Source organism: Faecalibacterium prausnitzii (assembly GCF_003287495.1).
GTDB lineage: Bacteria > Bacillota > Clostridia > Oscillospirales > Ruminococcaceae > Faecalibacterium > Faecalibacterium prausnitzii_I.
Genome location: NZ_PRLE01000009.1, coordinates 1 through 25217, shown reverse-complemented (window position 1 = coordinate 25217; position 25217 = coordinate 1). Strand labels below are relative to the sequence as shown.

28 protein-coding genes and 2 pseudogenes are annotated in these 25217 nt (G+C 55.7%); 10 read left to right on the top strand and 20 right to left on the bottom strand.

From position 1 onward, the window contains the following. The first annotated feature begins 38 nt into the window (after positions 1–38). The 4 genes from tsaE to upp all read left to right on the top strand — a co-directional run bounded on the left by tsaE (position 39) and on the right by upp (position 2385). Positions 39–464, top strand: coding sequence for a tRNA (adenosine(37)-N6)-threonylcarbamoyltransferase complex ATPase subunit type 1 TsaE (tsaE, locus tag C4N22_RS12240; protein WP_022257019.1), 426 nt, complete (start codon positions 39–41; stop codon positions 462–464). Continuing rightward, entirely contained in the window at positions 461–1186 is a 726-nt protein-coding gene (gene tsaB, locus C4N22_RS12235) for a tRNA (adenosine(37)-N6)-threonylcarbamoyltransferase complex dimerization subunit type 1 TsaB (protein ID WP_112149156.1), read from the top strand. The genes tsaE and tsaB overlap by 4 nt, the downstream gene beginning before the upstream one ends. Positions 1187–1212: 26 nt before the next feature. Then, complete coding sequence (rpiB, locus tag C4N22_RS12230; protein ID WP_112149155.1) at positions 1213–1659, top strand: ribose 5-phosphate isomerase B; 447 nt, start codon at positions 1213–1215, stop codon at positions 1657–1659. A 99-nt stretch (positions 1660–1758) separates the two neighbouring features. Continuing rightward, entirely contained in the window at positions 1759–2385 is a 627-nt protein-coding gene (upp, locus tag C4N22_RS12225; RefSeq protein ID WP_022257022.1) for a uracil phosphoribosyltransferase, read from the top strand. Positions 2386–2442: 57 nt separating this feature from the next. Here the strand turns inward: upp and C4N22_RS12220 are convergent, their stop codons facing one another. The 8 genes from C4N22_RS12220 to C4N22_RS12185 all read right to left on the bottom strand — a co-directional run bounded on the left by C4N22_RS12220 (position 2443) and on the right by C4N22_RS12185 (position 9456). After that, positions 2443–3477 carry a TPM domain-containing protein gene (locus C4N22_RS12220; RefSeq protein WP_112149154.1) on the bottom strand — a complete coding sequence of 345 codons (1035 nt, stop codon included), beginning with the start codon at positions 3475–3477 and terminating at the stop codon, positions 2443–2445. Continuing rightward, positions 3474–4238, bottom strand: coding sequence for a LemA (locus C4N22_RS12215; protein ID WP_112149153.1), 765 nt, complete (start codon positions 4236–4238; stop codon positions 3474–3476). The genes C4N22_RS12220 and C4N22_RS12215 overlap by 4 nt, the downstream gene beginning before the upstream one ends. A gap of 6 nt (positions 4239–4244) precedes the next feature. Beyond that, entirely contained in the window at positions 4245–5399 is a 1155-nt protein-coding gene (locus C4N22_RS12210) for a toxic anion resistance protein (RefSeq protein ID WP_112149152.1), read from the bottom strand. A gap of 30 nt (positions 5400–5429) precedes the next feature. Continuing rightward, positions 5430–6053, bottom strand: a complete 624-nt coding sequence (locus C4N22_RS12205; protein ID WP_112116491.1) for a 5-bromo-4-chloroindolyl phosphate hydrolysis family protein — start codon at positions 6051–6053, stop codon at positions 5430–5432. Positions 6054–6162: 109 nt separating this feature from the next. Beyond that, positions 6163–6654: a DNA-deoxyinosine glycosylase gene (locus tag C4N22_RS12200; RefSeq protein ID WP_112149151.1), complete on the bottom strand. Its 492-nt coding sequence runs from the start codon at positions 6652–6654 to the stop codon at positions 6163–6165. Beyond that, the gene (locus C4N22_RS12195; protein ID WP_112149167.1) at positions 6651–7535 is read right to left on the bottom strand and encodes an HAD family hydrolase; all 885 of its coding nucleotides are present in this window, start codon (positions 7533–7535) and stop codon (positions 6651–6653) included. Before C4N22_RS12195 ends, C4N22_RS12200 begins: the two co-directional genes overlap by 4 nt. 99 nt (positions 7536–7634) lie before the next feature. Further along, on the bottom strand, positions 7635–8522 hold the full coding sequence (locus C4N22_RS12190) for a putative manganese transporter (RefSeq protein WP_112116485.1): 888 nt from the start codon (positions 8520–8522) through the stop codon (positions 7635–7637). A 187-nt stretch (positions 8523–8709) separates the two neighbouring features. Then, complete coding sequence (locus tag C4N22_RS12185) at positions 8710–9456, bottom strand: transglycosylase domain-containing protein (RefSeq protein ID WP_112149150.1); 747 nt, start codon at positions 9454–9456, stop codon at positions 8710–8712. A 571-nt stretch (positions 9457–10027) separates the two neighbouring features. Between C4N22_RS12185 and C4N22_RS12180 the strand changes: the two genes are divergently transcribed. Then, positions 10028–11317, top strand: a complete 1290-nt coding sequence (locus tag C4N22_RS12180) for an O-acetylhomoserine aminocarboxypropyltransferase/cysteine synthase family protein (protein WP_022257032.1) — start codon at positions 10028–10030, stop codon at positions 11315–11317. Between the two features lie 164 nt (positions 11318–11481). On the opposite strand, the gene C4N22_RS12175 is transcribed toward C4N22_RS12180, so the two are convergent. After that, positions 11482–12870: a TrpB-like pyridoxal phosphate-dependent enzyme gene (locus C4N22_RS12175; protein WP_112149149.1), complete on the bottom strand. Its 1389-nt coding sequence runs from the start codon at positions 12868–12870 to the stop codon at positions 11482–11484. A 511-nt stretch (positions 12871–13381) separates the two neighbouring features. Further along, positions 13382–13573, bottom strand: a complete 192-nt coding sequence (locus C4N22_RS12170) for a hypothetical protein (RefSeq protein ID WP_112149148.1) — start codon at positions 13571–13573, stop codon at positions 13382–13384. A 118-nt stretch (positions 13574–13691) separates the two neighbouring features. Here C4N22_RS12170 and C4N22_RS12165 point away from each other — a divergent pair, with 118 nt between their 5' ends. The 4 genes from C4N22_RS12165 to C4N22_RS12150 all read left to right on the top strand — a co-directional run bounded on the left by C4N22_RS12165 (position 13692) and on the right by C4N22_RS12150 (position 17823). Then, positions 13692–14624 (top strand): ribonuclease Z, encoded by a 933-nt coding sequence (locus tag C4N22_RS12165; protein WP_112149147.1) that lies wholly within the window; start codon positions 13692–13694, stop codon positions 14622–14624. Continuing rightward, entirely contained in the window at positions 14617–15861 is a 1245-nt protein-coding gene (locus tag C4N22_RS12160) for a CCA tRNA nucleotidyltransferase (protein ID WP_112149146.1), read from the top strand. The genes C4N22_RS12165 and C4N22_RS12160 overlap by 8 nt, the downstream gene beginning before the upstream one ends. 84 nt (positions 15862–15945) lie before the next feature. Then, positions 15946–17043 carry a tRNA 2-thiouridine(34) synthase MnmA gene (gene mnmA, locus C4N22_RS12155; protein ID WP_022257036.1) on the top strand — a complete coding sequence of 366 codons (1098 nt, stop codon included), beginning with the start codon at positions 15946–15948 and terminating at the stop codon, positions 17041–17043. 9 nt (positions 17044–17052) lie between these two features. Further along, entirely contained in the window at positions 17053–17823 is a 771-nt protein-coding gene (locus tag C4N22_RS12150; RefSeq protein WP_112149145.1) for a tRNA threonylcarbamoyladenosine dehydratase, read from the top strand. A gap of 202 nt (positions 17824–18025) precedes the next feature. Here the strand turns inward: C4N22_RS12150 and C4N22_RS12145 are convergent, their stop codons facing one another. From C4N22_RS12145 to C4N22_RS12135, 3 genes are read right to left on the bottom strand one after another with little or no spacing between them, the layout of a single operon-like run. Continuing rightward, the gene (locus tag C4N22_RS12145; protein ID WP_242981021.1) at positions 18026–19684 is read right to left on the bottom strand and encodes a recombinase family protein; all 1659 of its coding nucleotides are present in this window, start codon (positions 19682–19684) and stop codon (positions 18026–18028) included. A 13-nt stretch (positions 19685–19697) separates the two neighbouring features. Further along, complete coding sequence (locus C4N22_RS12140; RefSeq protein WP_112149144.1) at positions 19698–20018, bottom strand: type II toxin-antitoxin system RelE/ParE family toxin; 321 nt, start codon at positions 20016–20018, stop codon at positions 19698–19700. After that, positions 20015–20308, bottom strand: coding sequence for a type II toxin-antitoxin system RelB/DinJ family antitoxin (locus C4N22_RS12135; RefSeq protein ID WP_120120645.1), 294 nt, complete (start codon positions 20306–20308; stop codon positions 20015–20017). The genes C4N22_RS12140 and C4N22_RS12135 overlap by 4 nt, the downstream gene beginning before the upstream one ends. Before the next feature lie 147 nt (positions 20309–20455). Here C4N22_RS12135 and C4N22_RS13120 point away from each other — a divergent pair. After that, positions 20456–20548 (top strand): annotated as a pseudogene (locus tag C4N22_RS13120) (DUF6061 family protein); the annotation flags it as partial. A gap of 268 nt (positions 20549–20816) precedes the next feature. Here the strand turns inward: C4N22_RS13120 and C4N22_RS12795 are convergent. The 7 genes and pseudogenes from C4N22_RS12795 to C4N22_RS12105 form a co-directional block, all read right to left on the bottom strand. Then, the gene (locus C4N22_RS12795) at positions 20817–21155 is read right to left on the bottom strand and encodes a hypothetical protein (RefSeq protein ID WP_133300805.1); all 339 of its coding nucleotides are present in this window, start codon (positions 21153–21155) and stop codon (positions 20817–20819) included. A 90-nt stretch (positions 21156–21245) separates the two neighbouring features. After that, positions 21246–21785, bottom strand: coding sequence for a hypothetical protein (locus C4N22_RS12130; protein WP_112149143.1), 540 nt, complete (start codon positions 21783–21785; stop codon positions 21246–21248). 9 nt (positions 21786–21794) lie between these two features. Next, positions 21795–22181, bottom strand: coding sequence for a hypothetical protein (locus C4N22_RS12125; RefSeq protein WP_223382614.1), 387 nt, complete (start codon positions 22179–22181; stop codon positions 21795–21797). 628 nt (positions 22182–22809) lie between these two features. After that, positions 22810–22944: pseudogene (locus tag C4N22_RS13115) on the bottom strand (DUF4367 domain-containing protein); the annotation flags it as partial. Between the two features lie 164 nt (positions 22945–23108). Continuing rightward, positions 23109–23549 carry a hypothetical protein gene (locus C4N22_RS12790; RefSeq protein ID WP_005929376.1) on the bottom strand — a complete coding sequence of 147 codons (441 nt, stop codon included), beginning with the start codon at positions 23547–23549 and terminating at the stop codon, positions 23109–23111. Between the two features lie 438 nt (positions 23550–23987). Continuing rightward, positions 23988–24398: a hypothetical protein gene (locus C4N22_RS12110; protein WP_015564578.1), complete on the bottom strand. Its 411-nt coding sequence runs from the start codon at positions 24396–24398 to the stop codon at positions 23988–23990. 188 nt (positions 24399–24586) lie between these two features. Then, the gene (locus C4N22_RS12105; RefSeq protein ID WP_005923150.1) at positions 24587–24976 is read right to left on the bottom strand and encodes a hypothetical protein; all 390 of its coding nucleotides are present in this window, start codon (positions 24974–24976) and stop codon (positions 24587–24589) included. Positions 24977–25217: the final 241 nt, after the last annotated feature.

Here is a 25217-nt window from a genome sequence, read left to right as displayed (position 1 = left end):
CAGAAACCTGCCGTCCCCTTTTGTATGAGGTGTTATTTATGTCTGAATTCATTACCCACTCCCGGGCCGAGACCGTGGCCCTGGGCAGGCGGATGGCCGGAGTGCTCCAGCCGGGAGCGCTCATTGCCTATACGGGCGGCCTCGGTGCGGGCAAGACCGCGTTCACCGAGGGCCTGGCCGAGGGCCTTGGCTGTACCGACCCGGTCAGCAGCCCGACTTTTGCTATTGTTAACTACTACCGTGGGCCGCGCCCGCTGGCCCACTTTGACCTGTACCGCATCTCCACCGAGAACGATCTGTGCGCGGCAGGTTTTTACGATTATCTGGATCAGGGGGCCATCGTGGCGGCTGAGTGGAGCGAAAATTTCGCGGATCTGCTGGCCCTGGAAAACCCCATCCGGGTGGACATCCAGCGAGTGGATGAGAACACCCGCCGCATCACCATAGAGGGGGTAACGCTATGAACATTCTGGCCGTGGATACCGCGGGCAAGACCGCGGGGGTGGCCCTGCTGCAGGATGACCGCCTGCTGTACGAGTGCTATCTCGACGCGGGCATGACCCACAGCGAGACGATCATGCCTCTGATCGACAACTGTCTCAAATTCTGCCATCTGACCTGCGCTGATATCGACGTCTACGGCGTCAATGCAGGCCCCGGCAGCTTTACCGGGCTGCGCATCGGTCTGGCCGCCGTCAAAGGGCTGGCGTTCCCTCGGGAGACGCTCTGCGCGCCGGTCTCGACCCTGGAAGCACTGGCGGCTGCTCACACGGGTGAGGGCACTGTGCTCTGTGCGCTGGATGCCCGCCGTGCCCAGGTGTACAGCGCCGCCTTTGACCTGGCGACCCATGAGCGGCTGATGGACGATGATGCCCGTGCCGTGGCTGACCTGGCCCAATTTGTAGAAAATTGCAAAAAGCCCCTGTTTTTTGTTGGTGATGGGGCTGCTCTGTGCTATAATAAGTACGGCGAAATTCCCGGTGTGCTGGCCGTGCCGCCCGCTTTGCGGGGAGGCCGTGCCGCCGCCGTGGCACTGGTGGCAAAGCAGATGGCCCGGCACGGGGAGACCGTGCTGCCCGAGGCTCTGCTGCCGGATTATCACCGCCTGAGCCAGGCCGAGCGCGAGCGCGCCGAGCGTCTGGCTGCAGAGGCGGAAGCATCCAAGACCAAAGAAGCAAAAAAGTGAGCAACAAAGGGAAAGGATTGATACCAATGGCAAAACCCATCGCACTGGCCGCCGACCACGGCGGATTTGAACTGAAAGAGGCCGTCAAGGCCCATCTGGAAGAGCTGGGGCTGGAGTATATCGACTACGGCACCCACAGCACCGCCAGCGTGGATTACCCGGATATGGCTCTGCCTGCCTGTGACGCTGTTGTCAAGGGGGAGTGCAGCAAGGCGCTGCTCTTCTGCGGCACCGGCGTGGGCATCAGCATGGCCGCCAACAAGGTCAAGGGCATCCGTGCCTGCTGCTGCTCCGACAGCTTCAGCGCTGAGTACACCCGCCGCCACAACGACGCCAACGCCCTGTGCATGGGCGGCCGTGTAGTGGGCCCCGGCCTTGCCTGCCAGCTGGTGGATATCTTCCTCAACACCGAGTTTGAGGGCGGCCGCCACGAGAAGCGCGTCGCCAAGCTGATGGCCATTGAAAATCGCTGATTCCACGCCCTCTCAGTCACTTGCGGTGACAGCTCCCCCAGAGGGCGAACAAAACAAGGACCCCATAACCTAATATAAAATAATAAGGAGCGTGTTGTTATGACCCCCATGATCGTTGAGCACCCCCTGCTGCAGCACAAGCTGAGCATTCTGCGCAACAAGCAGACCGGTACCAAGGAGTTCCGTGATCTGGTAGGCGAGATCGCCACCCTGCTGTGCTACGAGGCTACCCGTGACCTGCCTCTGGAAGAGGTGGAGATCGAGACCCCCATCACCATGGCAAAGACCAAGGTGCTGGCAGGCCGCAAGCTGGCTCTGGTGCCCATCCTCCGCGCTGGTATGGGTATGCTGGACGGTATGCTCACCCTGCTGCCCGCCGCCAAGGTCGGTTTTATTGGTCTGTACCGCGACGAGCAGACCCTGCAGCCTGTGGAGTATTTCTGCAAACTGCCTCAGGATATCGCGGAGCGTGATGTGCTGGTGCTGGACCCCATGCTGGCTACCGGCGGCAGCGCCATTGACGCCATCACCCAGATCAAGAAGCACGGCGCAAAGCGAATCAAGTTCATCGGCCTGATCGCCGCTCCGGAAGGCATCGAGGCCCTGCACAAGGCTCACCCCGATGTGGACATCTACCTGGGCGCCAAGGACGACCACCTGAACGAGAACGGCTACATCGTCCCCGGCCTGGGCGACGCTGGTGACCGTATCTACGGCACCAAGTAATTTCGCTTGCATAAAAAAACTCCTGCACATCTGTGCAGGAGTTTTTTTCATGCTTATTTAACGCCCGCGTCCACCGCCGCCGCCGTGGAAGCTGCCACCACCGGAGTGGAACGAGCCGCCGCCACCGGAACGGAAACTGCCGCCCGAGCGTCCACCGCCCATGCCGCCAAAACTTCCGCCGCCCATTCCAGGGCCGCCGAATCCACCGCCCCGCGGAGGCCGGGGGCCTCTGGGGCCACGCGGGCCACGGGGGCCATAGAAACCACCCGGACCGGGGCCGAAATCATCATACGGCGGGCGGCGGGGACCACGGCGGTGCCGCCAGCCAAACCAGCCGAACGGGCCCCAGTACCAGCCTGCAGAGTGGCCGAAAGGAACCACGAACATGAAGAACAGGGCAATGATGACGATGCCGTAGGCCAGGATGGTGAACAGGCCGTCCACGGCTGTCTCCCAGAAAGCGGGCTTTGCCACCGGGGCTTCGTGGTAATTGTCGGTATAATTGTAATTTCCGCCAGCCACATTACTGGTTGTAGAACCGCTGAGGCTCACACCATAGAGGTCCGCAATGGTGTTGGCCACGTTCCGGGCACAGGTGGTCACGGCGCCATCGTAGTTCTGGGAGGCAAAGTCATCCTCCATGGTCTGGGCGATGGCACTGGCCTGGCTGGCCAGTGTTGTGTTGCGGAAGCCGTCGCCGTAGGTCAGGTAGTAGTCGCCGTCGGCGTACTCGGGGCTCTGCATCACCAGCAGGATGAGAACACCGTTGTTCTCAGAGCTGCTGCCCAGGCCCCAGGTGTTGGCGGCCTCCACGGCGTAATCCTCCGTGGAGACGCTGCCCGTGTAATCCACGGTCAGCACGCCGATCTGGGCACCCTTGCAGCTGGCATCCAGCTGGGTGTTCAGATCCTGAATGGTCTGCACGGTGCTGCTGCTCAGGACATTGGCATCGTCCACAACGCATTGGTCTTTGGGCAGGTCCGGCAGGCTGGCCGGTGCCGCAAAGGCGGCCGGCACAAGGGCTGTCAGCCCTACCGTGGCCACCAGCACCAGAGCGCTGACGCGCCGGGCAAGGAATTTCATCGTTTTCATGCGAAAGGCTCCACCTCCTTGATCCCGAACAGGCCTTTCAGCAGAGCTGCCGGAAAGCCGCTGGTATCATTCTGATAGGCCGTAACGGCCTGATTGTAATTGAGATTGCTGAGGATGGTCTTGGCGCTGTTGAACTGGCCGTACTGGCCCTGCACCGCGCCCATCTTCATGGGGTTCTCAGCCTGCTCCTGGAGTTTTGCATAGAGCTGGTCGATGGCAGCGCCAAGTGCCTCGTTGGTCTGATAGAGGGCGTGCATCATGCTGCCCTGATAGTAGGGCAGGGAGGTCAGATCCTGCTTGCTGCCATCGGCTTGCACCGCGTCCAGGCAGGCGGAGAAATCGTCCAGTGCCGTCTGCGCGGCCTGCACCTCGGTGCTGTCGGCCCCGAGAGTGCTGGTGCCCGTCGTGATGACATTGGCGGCGGTGTTCAGCCGGGTGAGCAGCTCCTCGTTGAGGGTATAGCCGTTGTCGGCGGCGACACCGTAGGAAAACCACTGGCTGGCGCTGTTGTATTTTGCCTTGAGTTTGGCCCCGCCCAATCCGAAGAACGCGGCCAGCATCACGACGATGCTCAGCGCCAGTGCCGCGCCGCGATTGCGCAGGGCCGTGGGGAGCCTGTTCTCCAGCACTGCCAGCTTCTGCTGGGCAGGGGTCAGGTGCAGGACATCCTCGTCCGCGCGCTTTGCCTCGCGGTAGCTGCCGCTGTCAAAGCCGCGCGGGCCCTGGGTGCTGCTCTGCTTGGAAAAATCTGCGTTTGCCATTTCTGTTTAGCTCCGAATTTCCATCATCTTGGCGCGGAGCTCATCCTCAATGCGGGTCAGCTCCTGCTCGGCGGCGGCACGCTTTGCGCGGCCCTCGGTCTGGATCTTGTTCAGCTCGTCCAGCGTCTCGATCAGGCTCTTGTTGGTCTGCTGCAGGGTCTCGATGTCCACCACACCGCGCTGAGACTCTTTTGCCGTCTCAAGGGTGCCCATCTTGAGGGCGTCGGCGTTCTTCTTGAGCAGCTCGTTGGTCATGTCGGTGACGGCGCGCTCGGCCTGCATGGCCTTCTGGCTGTGGGCCAGGCCCAGGGCCAGCACCATCTGGTTCTTCCACAGGGGGATGGTGTTGACGATGGTGGACTGGATCTTTTCCGCCATCATGGAGTTGTTGTTCTGCAGCAGGCGGATCTGGGGGCCCATCTGCAGGCTGATATTCCGGGTCAGTTCCAGGTCGTAGAGCTTTTTCTCAAACCGCTCGCACTGGTCGGACAGGTCGCGGGCGGCCTGGGCATCCTCCGGCAGGCCGGAAGCTTTGGCCTTGTCCATGGCCTGCTGCAGTTCCTTGGCACGCACGTCAGCCAGCTTCTTTTTGCCGGCCAGGATATACATGCTCAGCTCCTTGAAGTAGGCCATATTCAGCTCATACATCTTATCCAGCATGGCGATGTCCTTGAGCAGCTGCACCTGATGGCCTTCCAGCATGGACTGAATGTTCTCCACATTCGTCTCGGCCTTGTTGTACTTGGTCTTCAGGTTGTCGATCTGGTCGCCTTTTTTCTTGAAGAAACCCAGGATGCCTTTCTGCTGCTCCTCGTTGGCGTCAAAGCTCTTCAGCTCGCCAATGAGGTCGGTGATCATATTGCCCACTTCGCCCAGGTCCTTGGTGGACACCTTGGCGAGAGCGGCCTCCGAGAAATCGCCGATCTTCTTCTGGCAGGCAGAGCCGTACTGCAGCACCTGCTGGCTGTTGGTAATGTCGATCTTCTGCGCAAAGGCGTCCACCATGGCCTTTTCCTCAGCGGTCAGCTTGACCTCCTCCGGGGCCGGGGCGGGCTCGGGTTTCTTTTCCTCAGCAGGAGCGGCTTCTTCCACCGGGTCCAGTGTCAGGGTGGGGGTAGCGGGTGCGTCCAGATCAAAATTGAAAGTGTTGTTCTCAGCCATGGGGGATTCCTTCCTTTCCAAATCTACGCGTTAAAGGCCTTGTCCCTTTAACATGTTTTGCAAAACCGTCAGGTCTGCCGAGAGATCCATGCTCTCAGCGGCATACAGGGCGTCCAGCTGGTTTTCAAAGGCCGTGGCAATGGATGCCGCGTTGTGTTCCACTTCGGTACGGATGGCGGCGGCGTTCTCGCCCTTGACGCCCTGCCGCGCCAGCGTGGCGTACTGCTGCAGAATGTTCACCGCATCGGGCAGATAGTAGTTGGCAAAGCGCCGCACCTGTTTGGCTTTGGCGGGGTTGGCTTCGACCGCTTCCACAATGGAGCGGCCGGCCTTTTCCATCCGGTCCATGGCGGCGGAGAGCGCCGGGTCCGGCAGGGAAGCATTGAGGCCGTGCAGGGTATCGAGCTTTTGCTGGATATCGGTCAGCATGGCGTCCACGTCGTCCTGCCCGGTGTGGAACGGCACCTCGTGTTCCACCACATGGGGCGGGCAGAATTTCTGCCCCAGGCCAAACGCCGCGGCAGCGCCGCCCAGCGCCACCAGCAGTGCCCAGAGTTTGTACACCGGGAGCACCGCGCAGAGCACCACGAACACCAGAGCGCCTGCGTAAAACGGCAGGACACTGGGTTTCCGGGTGCGGATGATCTTGCTCATGAAGCGTCTCCTTTTCCGGGGCATTCAAGAAATTTAGCCCCTTTCCTCTTCATCATAAAGCTTTTTGGCAAAAACGCAAGCGTTTCATGAATAATTTACAGGTTTGCCATCATACGTTAATCAACCAATCGGCTAAGGCGGCACCCCATACTTCCCGAAGCTTCTCCGGGCGGCAGGCCGCGTTGGCGGGGCTGGTGCTGGGCAGCTTGACGGCGGCAATGCCACTGATGGGTTGTAAATATTTGCAGTAAATTTTGTATGCCGTGGCCCCGTTGCAGAACACCGCCTCAATGGGAGCCTTCGCCAGCAGGGCGGCAATATCGTTGGGCACCACATCTTTGATGGAAGCATCCGAGGCACCCGTGATGGTGCAGCTCTCCAATGTATCCCAGAGGGCCAGCCCATGGCGCAGGATGAGCTGCTTTTTGGCGTCAATATCTTCCCGGGCGGGTATGGGCTCCCCGGTCAGGGCTGCCAGCATGGGCCAGAAGCGGTTCTGCGGGTGGCCGTAGTAAAAAGCCATCTCCCGGCTCTTGGGGCTGGGCCAGGTGCCTAAAATCAAGGCCCGGCTGCGGGGCCCGTATACAGGCGCGAAGCTCATTTCTGCTCCTCCATGGCCTCCCACGGGGAACCGAGCGTCTTACCCGATGGCTCGGCTTTGGGGCCGTCGAACCACAGCTCCTCGATGAGGGCGGCCAGGCCGTCCTCCCGCACATCCCCGATGACCCGCTTGGCGGCAGCTTTGGCCTCCGGGGTGCCGTTGGCCATGCAGCAGGAGAGGCCTGCTGCTTTCAGCATCCCGATGTCGTTGGCAGAGTCGCCTGCCGCCACGGCGTCGTCCAGCGTGAGGCCCATCCGGGCGCACAGGTCGGCCAGGCCTACGCCCTTGTCGATGCCGCCCCGCACGATGTCAAACGAGCACCAGCCGCCGGGCATCTCGCCGCCCACCTGCATCCAGTGCAGGTCCAGGTGGCCGTACTTTTTGTTGAATTCCTCCAGCGCGGCTGGGGGCAGCACGGCAAAGGCGGCGTGGGGCATATCAATGAGGTGGCGGTCCTGGTCTTCGCCGTCGATGCACTCCAGCCCCGGGGCGTTCATGTGGTCGTAGCAGGCCTTGAGGTAATCGTACTCGCAGTAGGCGTAGTAGCCGTCTTTGAAATCGAACTGCAAAGGATAGTTGTAATCCTCGCAGAAATCCACCAGCGCGTACATCTCCTCGTTGGTCAGGGGGTGCTCCGCAATGATGTGGCCCTCCCGGTCCAGCACGCAGGCACCGTTGCAGGTGATGGCGTAATCAAACCGGATGCCGCCCAGCTGGCCCTTGCGGTTCACGGCCGACCAGGCCCGCCCCGTGCTGAGGACGAACTTGCCGCCCGCCGCCTGCATCTTCTTGACGGCTTTGACCACCGCCGGGCGTGGAAAGTGTTCCCCAAAGGGGACAAGGGTATTATCGTAATCGCTGGCTAAAAGCTTGTATTGCATGGCTGTCTTCTCCTGGAAATTCATTCTTTCTCCCAGTATAACACAAAACGCCGCTCCGGGACATCCCGAAACGGCGGTAAGACTAAATTTTACGCGGCATCAGCCCACCAGCGCGACCACCACCTGCATGGCAACGCCAAGGAACGCGCCGCAGGCCCAGGTGAGGCCGGTGATGAAAAGGTTCTGCTTCCAGGAGGGGTTGGCCCGCCAGAGCACGGCCAGGCCCACGCCTGCACCGGTGCACAGGCCGGCCACCAGGCTGGAGAACCGCAAGGCACCCTCGACATAGAGCTGGGTGAGCAGGACACTGGCGGCGCAGTTGGGGATGAGGCCCACCAGCGCGGCTACCACGGGCTGGAAAAAGCCCATCCGGCCCAGCACGTCGGCAAAGACATCCTCGCCCACGCCCTCCACGATGAGGCCGAACACGAGGCTGAACGCGAAAATGAAGACGAAGATCTCCAGCGTGTGGCGGAGGGCTGCTTTCCAGATGGGCTGGTGGTGGCCCTCCGCATCGTCGTGTTCCTCGTGGCAGTCCACCTCATCGGCACGGCCGGTGTAGCCGCCCCGCAGCCCCTTGGGCAGGGCCTTACGGAGGACAAAATCCAGCCCAAAGCCCACGGCGATGGCGTACAGCACTTTGAGCACCATCAGCAAAACCAGCTTGTCCCAGTAAGCGGGCATGGACACCAGCAGGGGGATGGCTTCGTCGCTGGTGGCAAGGAAAACCGCCATCAACGTGCCCAGCGTCACCACCCGGGAGGCGTAAAAGTTGGAGGCAATGGCGGAGAAGCCGCACTGGGGCACACAGCCCAGCAGGGCTCCCGGTACAAAACCCCAGCGCCCGCCGCCGGCCAGCAGCGCTTCGATCCGCTCGCCGTGGCGGGTCTCCACATATTCAATAAACAGGTAAGCCAAGAACAAAAACGGCAGCATCTTGGCGGTATCAACCAGGCTCTCGGCCAGAACATCCAGAAACAGATCCATGGGTACTCCTCAGAAAAATCGCTTTCATCTTGTAAATTGCAAATTGGTTGCATTTTGGGTGCGGAGTACAGTATACACGCATTCGGCGCGGATTGCAATACCAAATTGCAATCTTTTTGCATTTTTGCCCTGGAAAATTTTCCGGGCAGAAAAAACAGCCCCCTTTTTACAGGGAGCTGCGGGATCTTCAGGCAATGCTGCGGGTGATGAACGGGATCACGTCTGTCTCGGCGGAGAGCTGGGCGGCGGCATCCTGGGTGAGCTTGTGGCAGTCCACCATCCGCTGCAGTACCACCCGGGCCCGCTTGTGGGCCAGCGCCGGGCTGGAGGCATATACCGAGGGGGCCTGCGGCAGGCCCGCCAGCACCACGGCCTGAGCATCGGTCAGAGAGGCGGCGTCTGTCTTAAAATACCCCTCGGCGGCCTCGGCCACGCCATAGCAGCCGCTGCCGAAGTAGATGGTGTTGACGTACATCTCAAAAATTTCCTGTTTGGAGTAATGCTTCTCGATGTCCAGCGCGGCAAACACCTCCGCCGCCTTGCGGGCCATCCGCTTTTCCTGGGTGAAATAGACGTTTTTGGCCAGCTGCTGGGTGATGGTGCTGCCGCCCTCGGCCAGGGTGCCGGAACGCAGATCGGCCCAGAGTGCCCGGGCGATGGAGAGCGGGTCCACGCCGTGGTGATGGACAAAACGGCTGTCCTCCACCGAGAGGACGGCGTCAATGTAGGTCTGGGGCAGCTGGTCATAGGGCACAAAGCTGGGCCGGGCCGTGATGCTTTGGTAGAGCGTTTCCAGCGGGGTGGCCTGCACGGCGCTCTGGTAGAGCTTGTACCCCTGCCAGCCAAAGGTGGCCGCGGCGGCGATCAGCGCCACCAGCAGCACCCCCAGCAGATAGCCGACCAGCCGCCGGAGGATACGGAAGAGAAATTTCATAGCACAAATCCTTTCGGGTCTGAGGTTTAGGCGTGTTACGGGATCAGTATACCGCAGCCGGATGACATTTCCGTGAACAAGCTTAGGATAAGCGCCGCGTCTTAATTGGTACGGCGCTTCCAGCTTGATCCTGCCTTGAATTTTTTCCCTGCCCATAACGCCCCCCGGAAAACTGACCCCCAATTTTTTGAAAAAATTGAACTTAACCTATTGACAATGTGGGTAAATGGGAATATACTACAGACACACCAGACCACTAGCCAAGTGGGAATAAGAAAAATGGTGAAACGACGGAAAGGAGGGCAAGCAAAATGACGCTGATCTGGAACGAACTGCTCCATGCAAACTTCCGTTGTGGGCGAATGTACAGCGCCCGGGCTGAACGAATCTGTCTGACCCAAAGCTGTGCACTGCCCTCCGCCGCCCGAATGTGACGGCCAACGGAAACGGCAGCCCTGCCCAAAGGGAACGACAACTGGATTTCAGGCCCGGGTACTGAGCAAACATCAGTTCCCGGGCTTTTTTGTAAGTAAAAGTAATACTAAAAGTATAAATAGAGGAGAAAAATACGATGTCTAACTATAAATTTGAGACCCTTCAGCTGCATGTTGGCCAGGAGCAGGCCGATCCCGCTACCGATTCCCGCGCGGTGCCCATTTACCAGACCACTTCCTATGTCTTCCGCAACAGCCAGCATGCTGCCGACCGCTTCGGCCTGGCAGACGCCGGCAACATCTATGGCCGCCTGACCAACTCCACCCAGGACGTTTTTGAGAAGCGCATCGCAGCCCTGGAAGGCGGCGTGGCGGCTCTGGCGACCGCTTCCGGTGCCGCTGCCATCACCTACACCATCGAGGCTCTGGCACAGGCCGGGGATCACATCGTGGCCCAGAAGACCATCTACGGCGGCAGCTACAACCTGCTGGAGCACACCCTGACCCAGTTTGGCGTCACCACCACCTTTGTCAACGCCCATGACCTGGCCGAGGTGGAGAACGCCATCCAGCCCAACACCAAGGCGGTCTATCTGGAGACTCTGGGCAACCCCAACAGTGATATCCCCGATATCGACGCCATCGCAGCCATTGCTCACAAGCACGGCCTGCCGCTGGTCATTGATAACACGTTTGGCACCCCGTACCTGATCCGTCCCATTGAGCACGGCGCGGACATCGTGGTCCATTCCGCTACCAAGTTCATCGGCGGCCACGGCACCACCCTGGGCGGTATCATCGTGGACAGTGGCAAGTTCGACTGGAAAGCCAGCGGCAAGTATGCGAACATTGCGGCACCCAACCCCAGCTACCACGGTGTTTCCTTTGCTGAGGCGGCCGGCCCCGCTGCATTTGTGACTTATATCCGCGCCATCCTTCTGCGTGATACCGGCGCTACCATCTCTCCGTTCAACGCGTTCCTGCTGCTGCAGGGCACCGAGACTCTGAGCCTGCGCATTGAGCGCCATGTGGAGAACACCAAGAAAGTCGTGGAGTTCCTGGCAAATCATCCGCAGGTCGAGAAAGTCAACCACCCCTCTCTGCCCGATCACCCGGATCACGCCCTGTATGAGAAGTACTTCCCCAACGGCGGCGCTTCCATTTTCACCTTTAATATCAAGGGCGGCCGCGAGGAAGCATTCAAGTTCATCGACAACCTGAAAGTCTTCTCCCTGCTGGCCAACGTTGCCGACGTCAAGAGCCTGGTCATCCATCCGGCTTCCACCACCCACAGCCAGCTGAACGATGAGGAGCTGGCCGAGCAGCAGATCTACCAGAACACCATCCGCCTGTCCATCGGCACCGAGCACATCGACGATATCATCGCCGACCTCGAGGCAGGTTTTGCGGCTGTCCGCGGCGAGTGATTCCCCGGCGGCAGCTCTCTGGCAGAATGTCCCCCGTTTTGCGAGAAACGTTCCATTTTTCTCCGATATTCTTCCTTTTGTGTCGTTTCGTGCAACAAAGTCAAAAGCAAAAGAGCGGCTGCGAAGCAGCCGCTCTTTTGTGCGTTACAAATTTATAGATGGAATCAGATCTCGTTGCCGGGGAACTGCGGGATGCCGTCAAAGCCTTTCTGCAGGTCGGCGTCGGTGGGAATGAAATCGGTCATCTTGCCGTCATGGAATTTCTCATAGGCCACCATGTCAAAGTAGCCGGTGCCCGTCAGGCCGAAGACGATGGTCTTTTCCTCGCCGGTCTCCTTGCACTTGAGCGCTTCGTCGATGGCCACCTGGATGGCGTGGCTGCTCTCCGGGGCGGGGAGGATCCCCTCAATGCGGGCGAACTGCTCAGCGGCCTCAAACACGCTGGTCTGCTCCACGCTGCGGGCCTCCATCAGGCCGTCGTGATAGAGCTGGCTCAGGATGCTGCTCATGCCGTGGTAGCGCAGGCCGCCTGCGTGGTTGGGGCTGGGGATGAAGCCGGAGCCCAGAGTGTACATCTTGGCCAGCGGGCAGACCATGCCGGTGTCGCAGAAGTCGTACACGAACTTGCCGCGGGTCAGGCTGGGGCAGCTGGCGGGCTCTACTGCAATAAAGCGGTAGTCTGCCTCGCCCCGGAGCTTTTCGCCCATGAACGGGCTGATGAGGCCGCCCAGGTTGCTGCCGCCGCCCGCGCAGCCGATGATGATGTCAGGCTTGACGCCCAGTTTGTCCAGCGCGGTCTTGGTCTCCAGACCGATGACGCTCTGGTGGAGAAGTACCTGGTTGAGCACGCTGCCCAGCACATAGCGGTAGCCCGGGGTGGAGGTGGCAACTTCCACCGCCTCGCTGATGGCGCAGCCCAGGCTGCCCGTGGTGTCCGGGTGCTCGGCCAGGATCTTGCGGCCTACATTGGTGGTCATGCTGGGGCTGGGGGTGACGGAAGCACCGTAGGTGCGCATTACCTCGCGGCGGAACGGCTTCTGCTCGTAGCTCACCTTGACCATGTAGACCTTGCAATCCAGCCCGAAGTAGCTGCAGGCCATGGAGAGCGCCGTGCCCCACTGGCCGGCACCCGTCTCAGTGGTCACGCCTTTCAGGCCCTGCTTCTTGGCGTAGTAGGCCTGCGCAATGGCGCTGTTCAGCTTGTGGCTGCCGCTGGTGTTGTTGCCCTCAAACTTATAGTAGATCTTGGCCGGGGTGCCCAGGGCTTCTTCCAGCCGGTAGGCACGGCACAGGGGGCTCGGGCGATACATCCGGTAGTATTCGCGGATCTCGTCCGGAATGGGGATATAGGCGGTAGTGTCGTCCAGCTCCTGCTGCACCAGCTCATCGCAGAAAACGCCGTCCAGCTCTTTGGCGGTCATGGGCTGCAGGGTGCCGGGGTTGAGCAGGGGAGCGGGCTTGTTTTTCATGTCCGCCCGCACATTGTACCATGCGGTGGGCAGCTCGGATTCTTCCAGGTAATACTTGTACGGGATGTTCGTTTCGGTCTTCATAAGGCTTGTCCTTTCCGGGGCCGCTGTCGCAAACCAGCGCGCCTCTTCACTCTGTGGGACAAGGGACTTATGGCAAATAAAAAGCCGCCCTTATCCCAAACACAATTTCGTGTATTGGGACAAGAGCGGCCAACATTCAAATTTTTGAACGAGCCAGCACTCCTGCGGTGCCACCCAATTTTGGCGGGATTTGCGCCCCGCCCTCTCGTGATATGCCAACACATACCGGCTTTGTTCACGGAGACGCTCTCCGTCGCCCCTACTGCGTATGCCATAAAATTTACGCCATACGGTTTGGTTTGCCCTCAAAGGCCCATTCCCGCCCACAGCTGCTCTGCGCCGCTCCCACCAAACGCGGCACTCTCTGGGAAAGCAGGGGATCGTGGGGGTACTTATGCCCTCTCACTGGTTTGGCAGTATTCTACTCCCGCGGTGGGTTGGTTGTCAACACGTTTTTTAAAAAAGTTTTGATTCAGGACACAAAAGTGATACTTCACAGTCCTGAATTGCTCTAAAACGGCGCCAGGATGCTGCTGGGCGTTGTGGAAGCGGGCAGGAACACCACCAGCCCCCGCCCGCCGTACAGGTGCGGGTTAGCGGTGCAGCTGGTTCCTGCCGCCAGCACGAACAGTACCAGAAGAGCAAGAATGAGCAGAATGGTCCAGATCTGCCGCTGGGCCGGGGGCGGACGTTTGCGCTGCATGGCGCTCCCTCCTTGTTTTGTGTTGCTGCCCCATGGTATGCACCACGGGCGGCGATTGTGCGCGGGACGCAAGTGTGGTACACTATAGCTGAATGATTTTTCTGTGGGGAGAGTTTGTATGCTGACCATTACACTGCTGGGCACGGCGGCCACCATGCCCCTGCCGGACCGGGCACTGACAGCGGCGGCAGCCGAATGCGTGGGCCACAGCCTGCTGTTTGACTGCGGCGAGGGCACCCAGGCCGCCGCCCGCCGGGCCGGGGTCAATTTGATGAAGCTGGACGCGATCTGCCTGACGCATTACCATGGCGACCATATCTTTGGTCTGCCGGGGCTGCTGCAGACGCTGGGCTGTCAGGGCCGTACCCGCCCGCTGGCGCTCTACGGGCCTGCCGGGCTGGATGCCATCTGGCCTGCCCTGCGCACCCTGACCGGGCCGCTGCCGTATCCCATCCGGGCCCGGCAGCTGGAAAAAGACCCCGTAGACCTTGCGGCCTTTGGCTGGCCTGCGGGGGCACAGCTGCTGCCCATCCCCACCCGGCACCGGGTGCCCAGCCGGGGGTATGCGCTCACGCTGCCCCGGGCCGGACGATTCCTGCCCGAAAAGGCCCGGGTGCTGGGCGTGCCTGTGGCAGACTGGAAAAAATTACAGCACGGAGAGACGGTACAGGTGAGGGAGTGGGAAGTGACCCCGGCAGAGGTGCTGGGCCCGCCGCGCCGGGGGCTGAAATTCGTCTTCTCCGGGGATACGGCTCCCTGCCCGGCGCTGGAGGCAGCGGCTCAGGACGCCGACCTGCTCCTCTGCGATGCCACCTATGCGGAGCCGGAGCAGGAAGCCCAGGCAAAACAGTACGGTCACAGCACATTTGGGCAGAGCGCGGCCCTTGCCGCCCGGGCTGGGGCAAAGCGGCTCTGGCTGGTGCATTATTCGCCCATGATCACGGAGCCGGAGGAGTGCCTGCACTTTGCGCAGGGGGCGTTCCCGCAGGCGGAGTGCGGCTTTGACGGCAAGCAGCTGACCCTGCAGTTCGAGGAGGAACTCCATGGCTGACCATAACATCAAACTGGACCCCGGCGCGGCAGCTCTGCTGGATGCCCTGCACGGGGCAGGCTATGCGGCTTACGCCGTGGGCGGCTGCGTCCGGGACAGCCTTCTGGGTCTTACGCCCCACGATTGGGACCTCTGCACCAGCGCCCTGCCCCGGCAGGTGCTGGATCGCTTCGGGAAAGAGCAGTGCATCCCAACGGGGTTACAGCACGGCACCGTGACGGTCAAATATGGTGGAAAACTCTACGAGACGACGACATTCCGCACCGAGGGCAGCTACTCGGATGGCCGCCACCCGGATTCCGTGGCTTTTGTGCCGGACGTGAAAGAAGACCTGGCCCGGCGGGATTTTACCATCAACGCCATGGCCTACAGCGCCGAGGAGGGGCTTATCGACCCCTTTGGCGGGCAGAAAGACCTGGCCCGGGGCCTTGTCCGGGCTGTGGGCGTGCCCCACCAGCGCTTTACCGAGGATGCCCTCCGCATCCTGCGTCTCTACCGGTTCGCGGCGCGGTTTGGCTTTGAAATCGACCCGGCTACCGGGCAGGCGGCGCGGGAGCTCTGTGCCCATCTGGACTGCGTCTCCACTGAGCGTATCACGGAGGAACTGACCCGCCTGCTGGCAGCGCCCAAGCCCGGAACGTGGATGGAGCCCGCCGTTTTTGCGGTGGTGCTGCCGGAGCTGTTCACGCCGGAAAACGCCCCGCGGTTTGAAGCGGCCCGGGCCATCATCGACACCCTGCCCGAAGGCCTGCCGGAGGTGTCCGCCCGGCTGGCGGCACTTTTGCTCCCGCTGGGGGAGCAGGGGACACGGAAAGCGCTCAAACAGCTGCGCTGTTCCAATGCCCTCATCGAGGAAGTGACCACCCTTGTCCGGGAGGCCGGGCTGGTTCCGGAAGAAAAAACGGCTGCCCGGGCGATCCAGGCCAGACGCCTGCTGGGCCGGCTGGAGCCGGATCCCCTCCGCCGTCTGTTGGCTCTCTGCGCGGCCCACAGGCCGGAACAGGCGGCCGCCTTTGCGGCCCTGCAAACGGCAGCAGGCCGGCTGCAAGCGGAAAACGCCTGCTGCCGGGTGGGGCAATTGGCCGTCAATGGCCGGGACCTGATGGCGCTGGGCGCAAAGCCCGGCCCGGGCCTGCGCGGACAGCTGGAGGCTTTGCTGGAAGCCGTCATCACGGGGCAGCTCCCCAACGAACGGAAAGCCCTGCTGGCAGCGGTGAAAATAGAATTGGATCCGTGATTTTGCACGACTTGACAAGCGAAAAATTGTGCGGTAGTATTATAACTACTGACTTGGTATGTTGGACATGACAGGAGTATTTGCATGACAGAGACACAGAACCAGCCCAAGGCGCTCATTGCCATGAGCGGAGGCGTGGACAGCTCGGTGGCGGCATGGCTGATGCAGCAGGCGGGCTGTGAGTGCACGGGCGTTACCATGCGGCTTACCCGCAACGAGACGCTGGGACAGTCCGGTTTCCACACCTGCTGCTCGGAACGGGATATCGAGGATGCCGCTGAGGTGGCGTTTGCCATGGACATCCCCTATGAGGTGGTGGATTTTACCGCCGATTTCCGGGAGAAGATCATCGAGAAATTCATCCGGGTGTATGAGGCGGGCGGCACGCCCAACCCCTGCATCGACTGCAACAAGTATATGAAATTTGACCATCTGCTCCGCTGGGCCGACGCCCACGGCATCGACTATGTGGTCACGGGCCATTATGCCCGGGTGGAGCAGGACGAGGCCACGGGCCGCTGGCTCCTGAAAAAGGGACTGGACGAGGGCAAAGACCAGAGCTATGTGCTGTACAACCTCACCCAGGAGCAGCTGGCCCGGGTCCGCCTGCCGCTGGGCGGCCTGCACAAGACCGAGGTGCGGGAGATTGCGGAGAAGCGGCACTTCATCAACGCCCGCAAGCACGACAGCCAGGACATCTGCTTTGTGCCCGACCGGGATTACGCCAAGTTCATGGAGGACTTCACGGGAAAGCATTATCCTCCCGGCGATTTCCTCGATGAAAACGGCAGCCGGGTGGGCACCCATCAGGGAGCTGTCCGGTACACCATCGGTCAGCGCAAGGGGCTGGGCCTTGCTATGGGGGCACCGGTCTATGTCTGCGCCAAGGATATGCAGGCCAACACCGTCACAGTCGGCCCGGAGGATGCCCTGTTTGACCGCGTCGTCTATGCGGACGAGGTCAACTGGATCAGCGTTCCGGGGCTGACGGAGCCGCTGCGGGTAACCGCCCGCACCCGGTACCATCAGGTGGAACAGCCTGCCACCGTTTTCCCCGCGGAGGGCGGTTTCCGGCTGGAATTTGACCAGCCCCAGCGTGCCCCTACCCCCGGCCAGGCCGTGGTGCTGTATCAGGGGGATGTCGTCCTGGGCGGCGGGACGATCACGAGTGTAGAGAGATAAGGAGAAATTATGCAGGATCAATATTCCCGCACGCAGCTGCTGCTGGGTGCAGAGGCAATGGAAAAATTACACCACTGCCGAGTGGCTGTGTTTGGCATCGGCGGTGTGGGTGGCTATACCGTGGAGGCATTGGCCCGCAGCGGCGTGGGAGCGCTGGACCTGATCGACGACGATAAGGTCTGCCTCACCAACCTCAACCGCCAGATCGTGGCCACCCGCAAGACGGTGGGCCAGTATAAGGTGGATGTGGCCGCAGAACGCATCCACGATATCGACCCCAACATCAAAGTGACCACCTACAAGACGTTCTTCACTCCGGAGACGCAGGATCAGTTCGATTTCACCCAGTATGATTACGTCGTGGATGCCATTGATACCGTTACGGGGAAGATCGCGCTGGTGGTCAAGGCAAAAGAGGCCGGTGTGCCCATCATCTGCGCCATGGGTGCCGGCAACAAGATGGACCCCACCCGCTTTGAGGTGACGGACATCTACAAGACCTCCGTCTGCCCGCTGGCCAAGGTGATGCGCACCGAGTGCCGTAAGCGCCGCATCAAGCACCTGAAAGTCGTCTACTCCAAGGAGCCCGTCATGACCCCCATTGAGGACGATTCCATCAGCTGCAAGGACCACTGCGTCTGCCCTCCGGGCACCCAGCGCAAGTGCACCATCCGCCGCTCTGTCCCCGGCTCCAACGCCTTTGTGCCGTCGGTGGCGGGCCTCATCATCGGCGGTGAGGTCGTCAAGGACTTAATCGGTTTTGTGCCGATGAAAGGATAATTTTTCTGGAAAAAGCTGGCCTCCCTCGCCCGGCATGGAAACGCGCCGAGCGGGGGAGTTGTGGTTTTTGTGCCCTGCTGGCTTTCCCGCCAGGAGAAGCTGTCACGGTAGACGTTCCTAAACTCCAGACCCGCGGGCTAAGCAACAGCGACGGGTTGCGTTTGCTGATTTTTCCACAGCCTCTTGGCGAGGCTTTGAAAAATCAGAACGCGGCCCCAACAACTCCTCCCTGTTTCTGCCGCAGGCAGTGGTCGTCGTCGTTGCACTGGGCTGATTGCTTACGGTGCTTTGCACCGCCGCCCTGTTCGAATCCACCCGCCTGCGTGAGTTTGCTGTTTGTGCAAAAGAAAAACGCTCGTGTATTTCTACACAAGCGTTCTCTTGGTGGAGCGAAGCAACCTAAATCCGAACCATTGCCCTCTGGGGCATCTTTGGCGGCGATTTCATCGAAAGTGATGGTTTTTGTGCCGTCTTTGTAGTTGAATGTAATCAAAACTTTTTCATCATAGAGATAAACGGCGTTCACGAATGTATTGATAAGCGTTTCCCGGTGGCTTTTCACGTTCGGGTCGAGCTTGCGGAACCGGGTCAGCCAGAACCGAACCTGATTTTCACTCAACCGAGGCCGAGCGATTTTTTCTTCGGCGATCCGAATCTCAAGTTCTTTCTGCTGGGCTTCCAGCTTTTCCAGCCGCAATTTGGTGGAGTTGGTCAGCACACCAGCTTGAATGGCGTTCAGCATATTCTCAATGCCGTTCTCTACCTCGCGCATCTGCTTTTCCAGCAAAGGGAGAGTGGTGTTTTCCCGATCCTGCAACTCCATGACTTCTGCAACGATGGCATCAATCACGGAATCGTCCTGAATCAGCTTCATGGTTTCAGCTATGACCAAATCTTCCAGCCACTCTTTACGGACGGTCTTTTTCTTGCAGGTCTTGAAACGCTTCGCGGTGGCGCACTTATAATAATGATGAACGACCTTGTTTCTACCCGTACCGCACTCGCCGAACATCATCGCGCCGCACATTCCGCAGAACAGCTTGGTGGTGAGCAAGTAATCGTCCTCGGCTTTGTGACGGGCAGGAGCGCGGCTGTTCTTCTTGATTTTTTGCTGCACTTCTTCAAACAAGTCCTTGTCCACGATGGCCGGGATACTGTCGGGCATCACAATGTCCTTGAAGTGGTTTTCTCCGATGTACCGCTTATTCGTCAACAGCTTCTGAACACTGTTGTAGGTAAACTTCTGATTGCGGTTGGTAGTCACACCGCTGTCGTTCAGCCAGTTCATCAGTTCCTTCATGGTCGCACCATCGTTGTACCGCTGGAAGGCTTCTGCCACAAAGGGAGCTTTCAGCGGGTCGACTTGAAAGAACTTCTCCTCATCTACCTTAAAACCAATGGGAATCGTGCCGCCGTTGTACTTCCCCTTCAGAACATTCTCGGTCATGCCGCGCACAACTTTTTCAGAAAGTTCTGCCGAGTAGTATTCAGCCATGCCGGTGAGCATACTCTTGACCATGATACCCGCAGGGCTGTCAGAGATGGGCTCCGTGGCAGACACCAGCTTGACATGATTTCGTTCCAACTGGTACTCATAGTGCGCTGAATCATAGCGGTTCCGGGCAAAACGGTCGAGTTTCCAGACCAGCACGATGTCAAACAGCCGTTTTTCGCTGTCCTTGATCATCTGTTGGAAGTCCGGGCGGTTATCGGTTTTGGCGGAAAGGGCGCGGTCAATGTAGTGCTTGACCACGGTAATGCCGTTCTTTTCGGCGTAGGCCGTACACTCGCGAATCTGACCTTCGATGGATTCCTCACGCTGGTTATCGCTGGAATAGCGGGCGTAAATCACGGCGGTCATGCAAACACCCCTTTCACTTCATTCTCCGCAGACGGCGCACAAGGTCGGATGCACTGTACAGCACACGGGCCACCGACACGGTATTTTCGCCCACGATGTAGAATACCGAGTAGTTGTCCACCAGCATCTGCCGCAGTCCTTGGGTGCGCTCCGGCTCGCTTTCAACCAGCGCACAGCGTTCCGGCAGGATGTTCAGCGATTGGATGGCCTCTGCAATGCGGTTATACTGCCCCATAGCTGTGTCAGGCTCCAGCAGACGGTCAGCAATGTAGCTGTAAATCTGCTCCATATCACTGAGTGCCGAACGGGAAATTTTCACGTCATACTGCTTCATCTGTGCTGTTCCCTGAACTGTGCGAATGCGCTTGCGGCATCCACGGTATCACCGTTCTGAATCTCCTTGATGCCCACCTGCAAGGCTGCATGGAGCTGGTCATCGGTCATGGTATCGGCGTTCAGCGCCGCAGGAGCCTTCGGCAGGGACAGCGAGAAGGGAATGCCGCCAGTCAGGGTGATCTGGCGCAGGTACATATCAATGGCGGTTGCCATCGGGATGCCGAGCTGCTTCAGTACATCTTCGGCTTGCTGTTTGACGGTAGGGTTGACACGAAGGTTAAGTGTCATTGTTTTTTCCATGGTTATCACCTCAATTTTATTGTAACGCATTTTGCGTTGCAAGTCAATCAAGCGCGAAGCCACTATTGAAATTCTCTGTATTGCACAATATATTCGTCATTAAATTGTTTAAAGCGCAGAATATTCATTCGTTAGAATAAATCTTTGGAGTACGCCCAGCTTGTACTGGGTGGTGAGATTGAACATTATCTCTCGCTCGGCCGCGACCATGGCAGATTAGAAGTTTAACCTTCAATAAACTATTTACTGTACAATTCTTTTAGAATACACCAAAGATTCATTATCACACCAACGCCACCAACAAGTGCAATGAGAATCCCTGCAACTACTGTAAGGCGAACATTTTGATTAAAGGCATACCATAAAAAATTAGTGTCCGCACAAAGTATAAGCAAAATTCCAACAATAAATATGCTTACCGATACGATTGCTGTAAGAATTTTTTCATGTTACACTCTCCTTTGTGTATCACTGTTATTCTCCGAGAAAGTTCGACTCACATCCCTATGATAGTGAACACATCATTCGTTTCAAAACACTTTGCTGCCCAAGGAACTGCTTCTGCAATAATCTCTTTGCAAGTACATCCATCCGATTGACTTTTTGTTAAAATATTATCCCATTGTACTTTTGTAACGATTGTTATTCCATAAAAGTCAAACTCTGGAATCACTTCAAGAATCAGATCTGAAACATGGCGGCTATTCCATACTTCATCACTGATGCTAATAGATGTGTCAAGCCAGCACTTGTCATGATACTGCCCTTGTTGAAATTCCAAGTAGCAGCTGCTGTGTGAGGCTTTTCTTTGATCTTCGTCAATAAAATACTTCAAATTAGTTCACCCGTATTAGCAGATAGCTGTGGTCATCGCTATGTACTACAAGCGGAAAAGTTATATCAAATCCCATTGATCGTTAGCAATTCAACCTATCACAGTAACCATCTGGAAGTATTGATACTGATATTCGTCTTCTAATACAGCCTGCATCTCTTCCATGTATAACGGGTCTTTCAACAGTTTGAGATGAAATGCTCGCTCTCTCCAAAGTCGGACTCCAATTTCAGGGAAAAGATATTCCGTTCCCAGTTGCAAGTCCTTTTCGTTGCAAACAACGTTGTCCTTTTTCATTAAGCTATCAATAATACACTCGGCGGTTGTATTAAACATATCCAGCCCGAACAATTTTATTGATGCCACTTTAGACAACTCTCTCTGGATGCCGATTTCAGTAGCTTTTCCGTTCCGATACTGCACCAGAAAGAACGAATCATTATCCATATATCGTCCTGTTATCAAATTAGGATCACCAGTTTCAGCACAACGCTCCATTTGCATTGCTTCATCAGAAGAATTCGACCACTGTTTCTTCATTTGTAGAAGAGCATTTTCTAGCTCATCTGGTGCCATACCTAATTTTAATTGTCCAATTCCAATATGTGGTATAATAATTATCTCTTTCATAACAAAACCTTATACCAAAAAGGTAAACCACACAAATGCAGCAGTTGCACATATCATCAGAACCAGTAGTATCGTACTTGCAAGTTTCTTCTCAATGGAAACTTTCTGATTTTCGCATAGGACAATCTGCTGAAGATTGTGAAATTCGGCTTCGCTGACATTTCCATTTAATGCTTTCCATGCAGTGCAGCGATCTGTAACCAGCAAAAAATCGGACAGCATTTCCATAAAGATGACAGCGAAAAATGCCAGAGAAAAGAACCACATCCCATTCCATTGAAGTTCTGTCAACACCCTCTGAAGGCTTGAAGGCTTTAATGACACTAACGAAATAATGTAAATCAACGTGTTGCAGAATTCTCTTGCTAATGGCCCTTTTTGTTTAAGAAAATCCATTTTCAACCCTTTCCTTACAAACGGAGTGACTTAACCACCAATAGCCTGATAGTAATCCGTTTTAGAACGAATCAAAGAACCGTTTGACTTGTATTCTTTGACAGTTTGATGGTAGCAATATTTTCGAAATATGTGTTCTATTTTTTCTGCATTGGAATCACCTCATATCAAGTTTGAATTCATATTCTATGCGTCAAATTGTGACTGATTTCAATGATTTTTTTGGTGATGACTAAGATGTTTTATTTAGCTCATTTCGTCCGATGCGGTAAATCTTCTTGTCTTGTTCTCCTACTTCAACAATAAGTTCATTTTTATTGTGATGAACTATTACTGGAATATAGCTATCGGAATTTTCCACCATCAAACATGTGACTCCATTCGTCCATTCACTGTTCAATTCCTTTGATAGCATGGAAATGATTTCTTCTTTCGTCATTTTGATTAATGAATAACCTCCATTTTGTACACTCCCCCAGGAGCTTTTGCTTAGTCAACGTTGCTCACACTGCGTTTGTGACAGCTTTTTTGAAAAAAGTTCAAAATCTTGTCAGCTTTGGACGCTTCAACGAAAAAGTGTCCACACATTTGTAAATAATTACAAGCGTGTGGGCAAAAATTCAGCCAGTTAGGAAATGCTCTCTGCAATTTTTAGAATCTCTTCACGCGGTATCTTTCCAATGATCGTATGTGATATGCCATCTTTCTCCCATACTAGCACATATCTTGTACGGCCTCCGCTATTGTTTGTTCCGAGTGTGGCATCGGCTGTTCCAACTTAACCTCGTTCTAAATAAACCGTCTGGCGGTATCTAACTGATTAACATTTCAACAAAGAAGCTGTGGTTGGAGCCTCCAATATTGAGCAATCCATTTTCTTTCCACTGCATCATAGGGATAACCGGGATTCCCCAGCATCTCTTTTATTCAGGATTTTTCTACTGAAATCCGGATTCCAAATCCTCCCTCTGAGTATGCAATGCTTATCCATGTTTCATCTTTTCTTAGCAAAACGCCTGTCGAAACGCTTTCTGAAGCCGATGCCTCTTCAGCGTATCCTAAGGTTTTCAATTGGTCAATATATTTTTGTATTTCTTCTTCAGAGATATTATTATAAAAGATTGCATAATACCCAGCATTAGAACCATCCAATATATATTCTATCGTTCCACTTTCCGGCTCACAAATAAGCCTAGTGTATTCATTATCCGGCCAAACTGAAGTATAAATACATTTTACATCAGACGGATTGGTTCCTCCATGTGTAGCAAATTTTCCCTGACCTGAAAAACGAATGCAAAGAAAGACCAATATCAAAACTATAAAGGCAACCGCCATACTGCTAAAAAATTCCAATTTCTTATTCATTTGGCTTGCTCCATAATTCAAACGTACAAAGCCACGATTCTTTTCTTTCGACTCTAAAGAATCGTGGCTTTTATACCCATTATCTAATGCTTTTATTACGGAATCGTGATGTCGTAGGAAATGGAGAACTGGCCACCGTTTGCCAAAGCATTCAATTTGTTTTCAAGGAAATTATCTGCATTGGAATCACCTCCATCACGGTTTCCATTTTAGATGTTGATAATAGCAAAGCACAAATAGAAAAAATCCACAATATTGTAGCAAGACGGAGAAAAAATGTCACCAAAACGGTGTAAGCGCAAAGCAGGGATTGGTTCTTGATCTCTGTTGTGAGAGTTCACAAACGTCCGGGGTGCTGTTGCCGGAAGGATGCTTTCTTCAATTTTCTTCCAGAATTCTCTGCAAATAGCGGGCTGTTTATGCTTCTTGAGAATCCATCTAGTGAATACCGACACCCTCCATGATCTTTTCTATCCAATTTGTGGAAGAATCATTTTTCTCACTAAATGACCCCAAATAATGTGACGAACTCTCAACCTCTATTATTACACCATCCGGCATTCTGTATTTTTCTAAACTGAGATTCAAACCTTTAAGTGGGATTGTTCTAGCCAGTTGAGGGATAGAAACTGTATGGAGAATATCAATTTTTGATAAACCTCTATACGTTTCTGTCTTTTCGGCTTCACTTAGCAACCGTTCTGCATACTGATTTGAAATAACCTGTATGCGAAATTGTTCTTTTTCATCCTCGGTCATCTCAAGTGGAACGCCGTGCAATGTGTCCACAATATAGGACGAAATTTTAGCGAAGTGCTCGTCAAAATCAGTGGTATCTTCGTTGGTCATATTTCTGTTCTACCCTCATTATAAGCTTTCCGGTCTGCTTAAAGTTACAGCTTTCAGCGTAAAGCTTCCGTAGTTTTTAATGCTAAACGATAGTTATCGAACTTTTCCACAGCTTTTGCAAAATCGTCGAGAAAAAGTTCTGTATCTTTTTCATTCGTACCACTTTACCCCATTATTAGAATTGAAAATTAGTAGCCCTTTGATATAAATAAGTAAACGATGAATCCACCCCACAAAACAACTTCAGCAATTATCAAACACTTCAAGTGTTGCTGCAATTTTTCGGGGTCAATTTCGCCTTTTTTCAGAAAATCATAAATTGAATTTCGCAATTTATCTATGTCTTCCTGCTTGATTTCCAGTTTCAAATAAAAATTTTTCCCGAAAAGGAGCTGGTGCATCCCATAATATATTGAAAGCAATATTAAAAATGAAGTAATACTTACAAGCGCTGGCTGGGTCCAGCTTATTGTCATACCTTCTACCGATGTAAGATTTCTATAAAAAACAATATCACTTAAACCAGCTACAAACAACAGAAAATTCCAAACCAAAAATGTATATAAAGTTTTCTTCATTGTCTATACCTTCTTTCACTACTGCCCACATCGCTGGCAATATCAAACGCCTACTTTATTTTTATGCCCTCATTTTTTACAAATCATCAAACCTTCCCGCCTTGCTTTTTTGTTTAGATAACGAAATTTAAGCCTGATTTATTTCGTTTGTCCACAAAATTTTTCAAAATCGTATAGATGCACATAAACTTCCTGAAAATTTGTAGCACAATCGCAATCTTCTTTTAAATAAACACGCTAT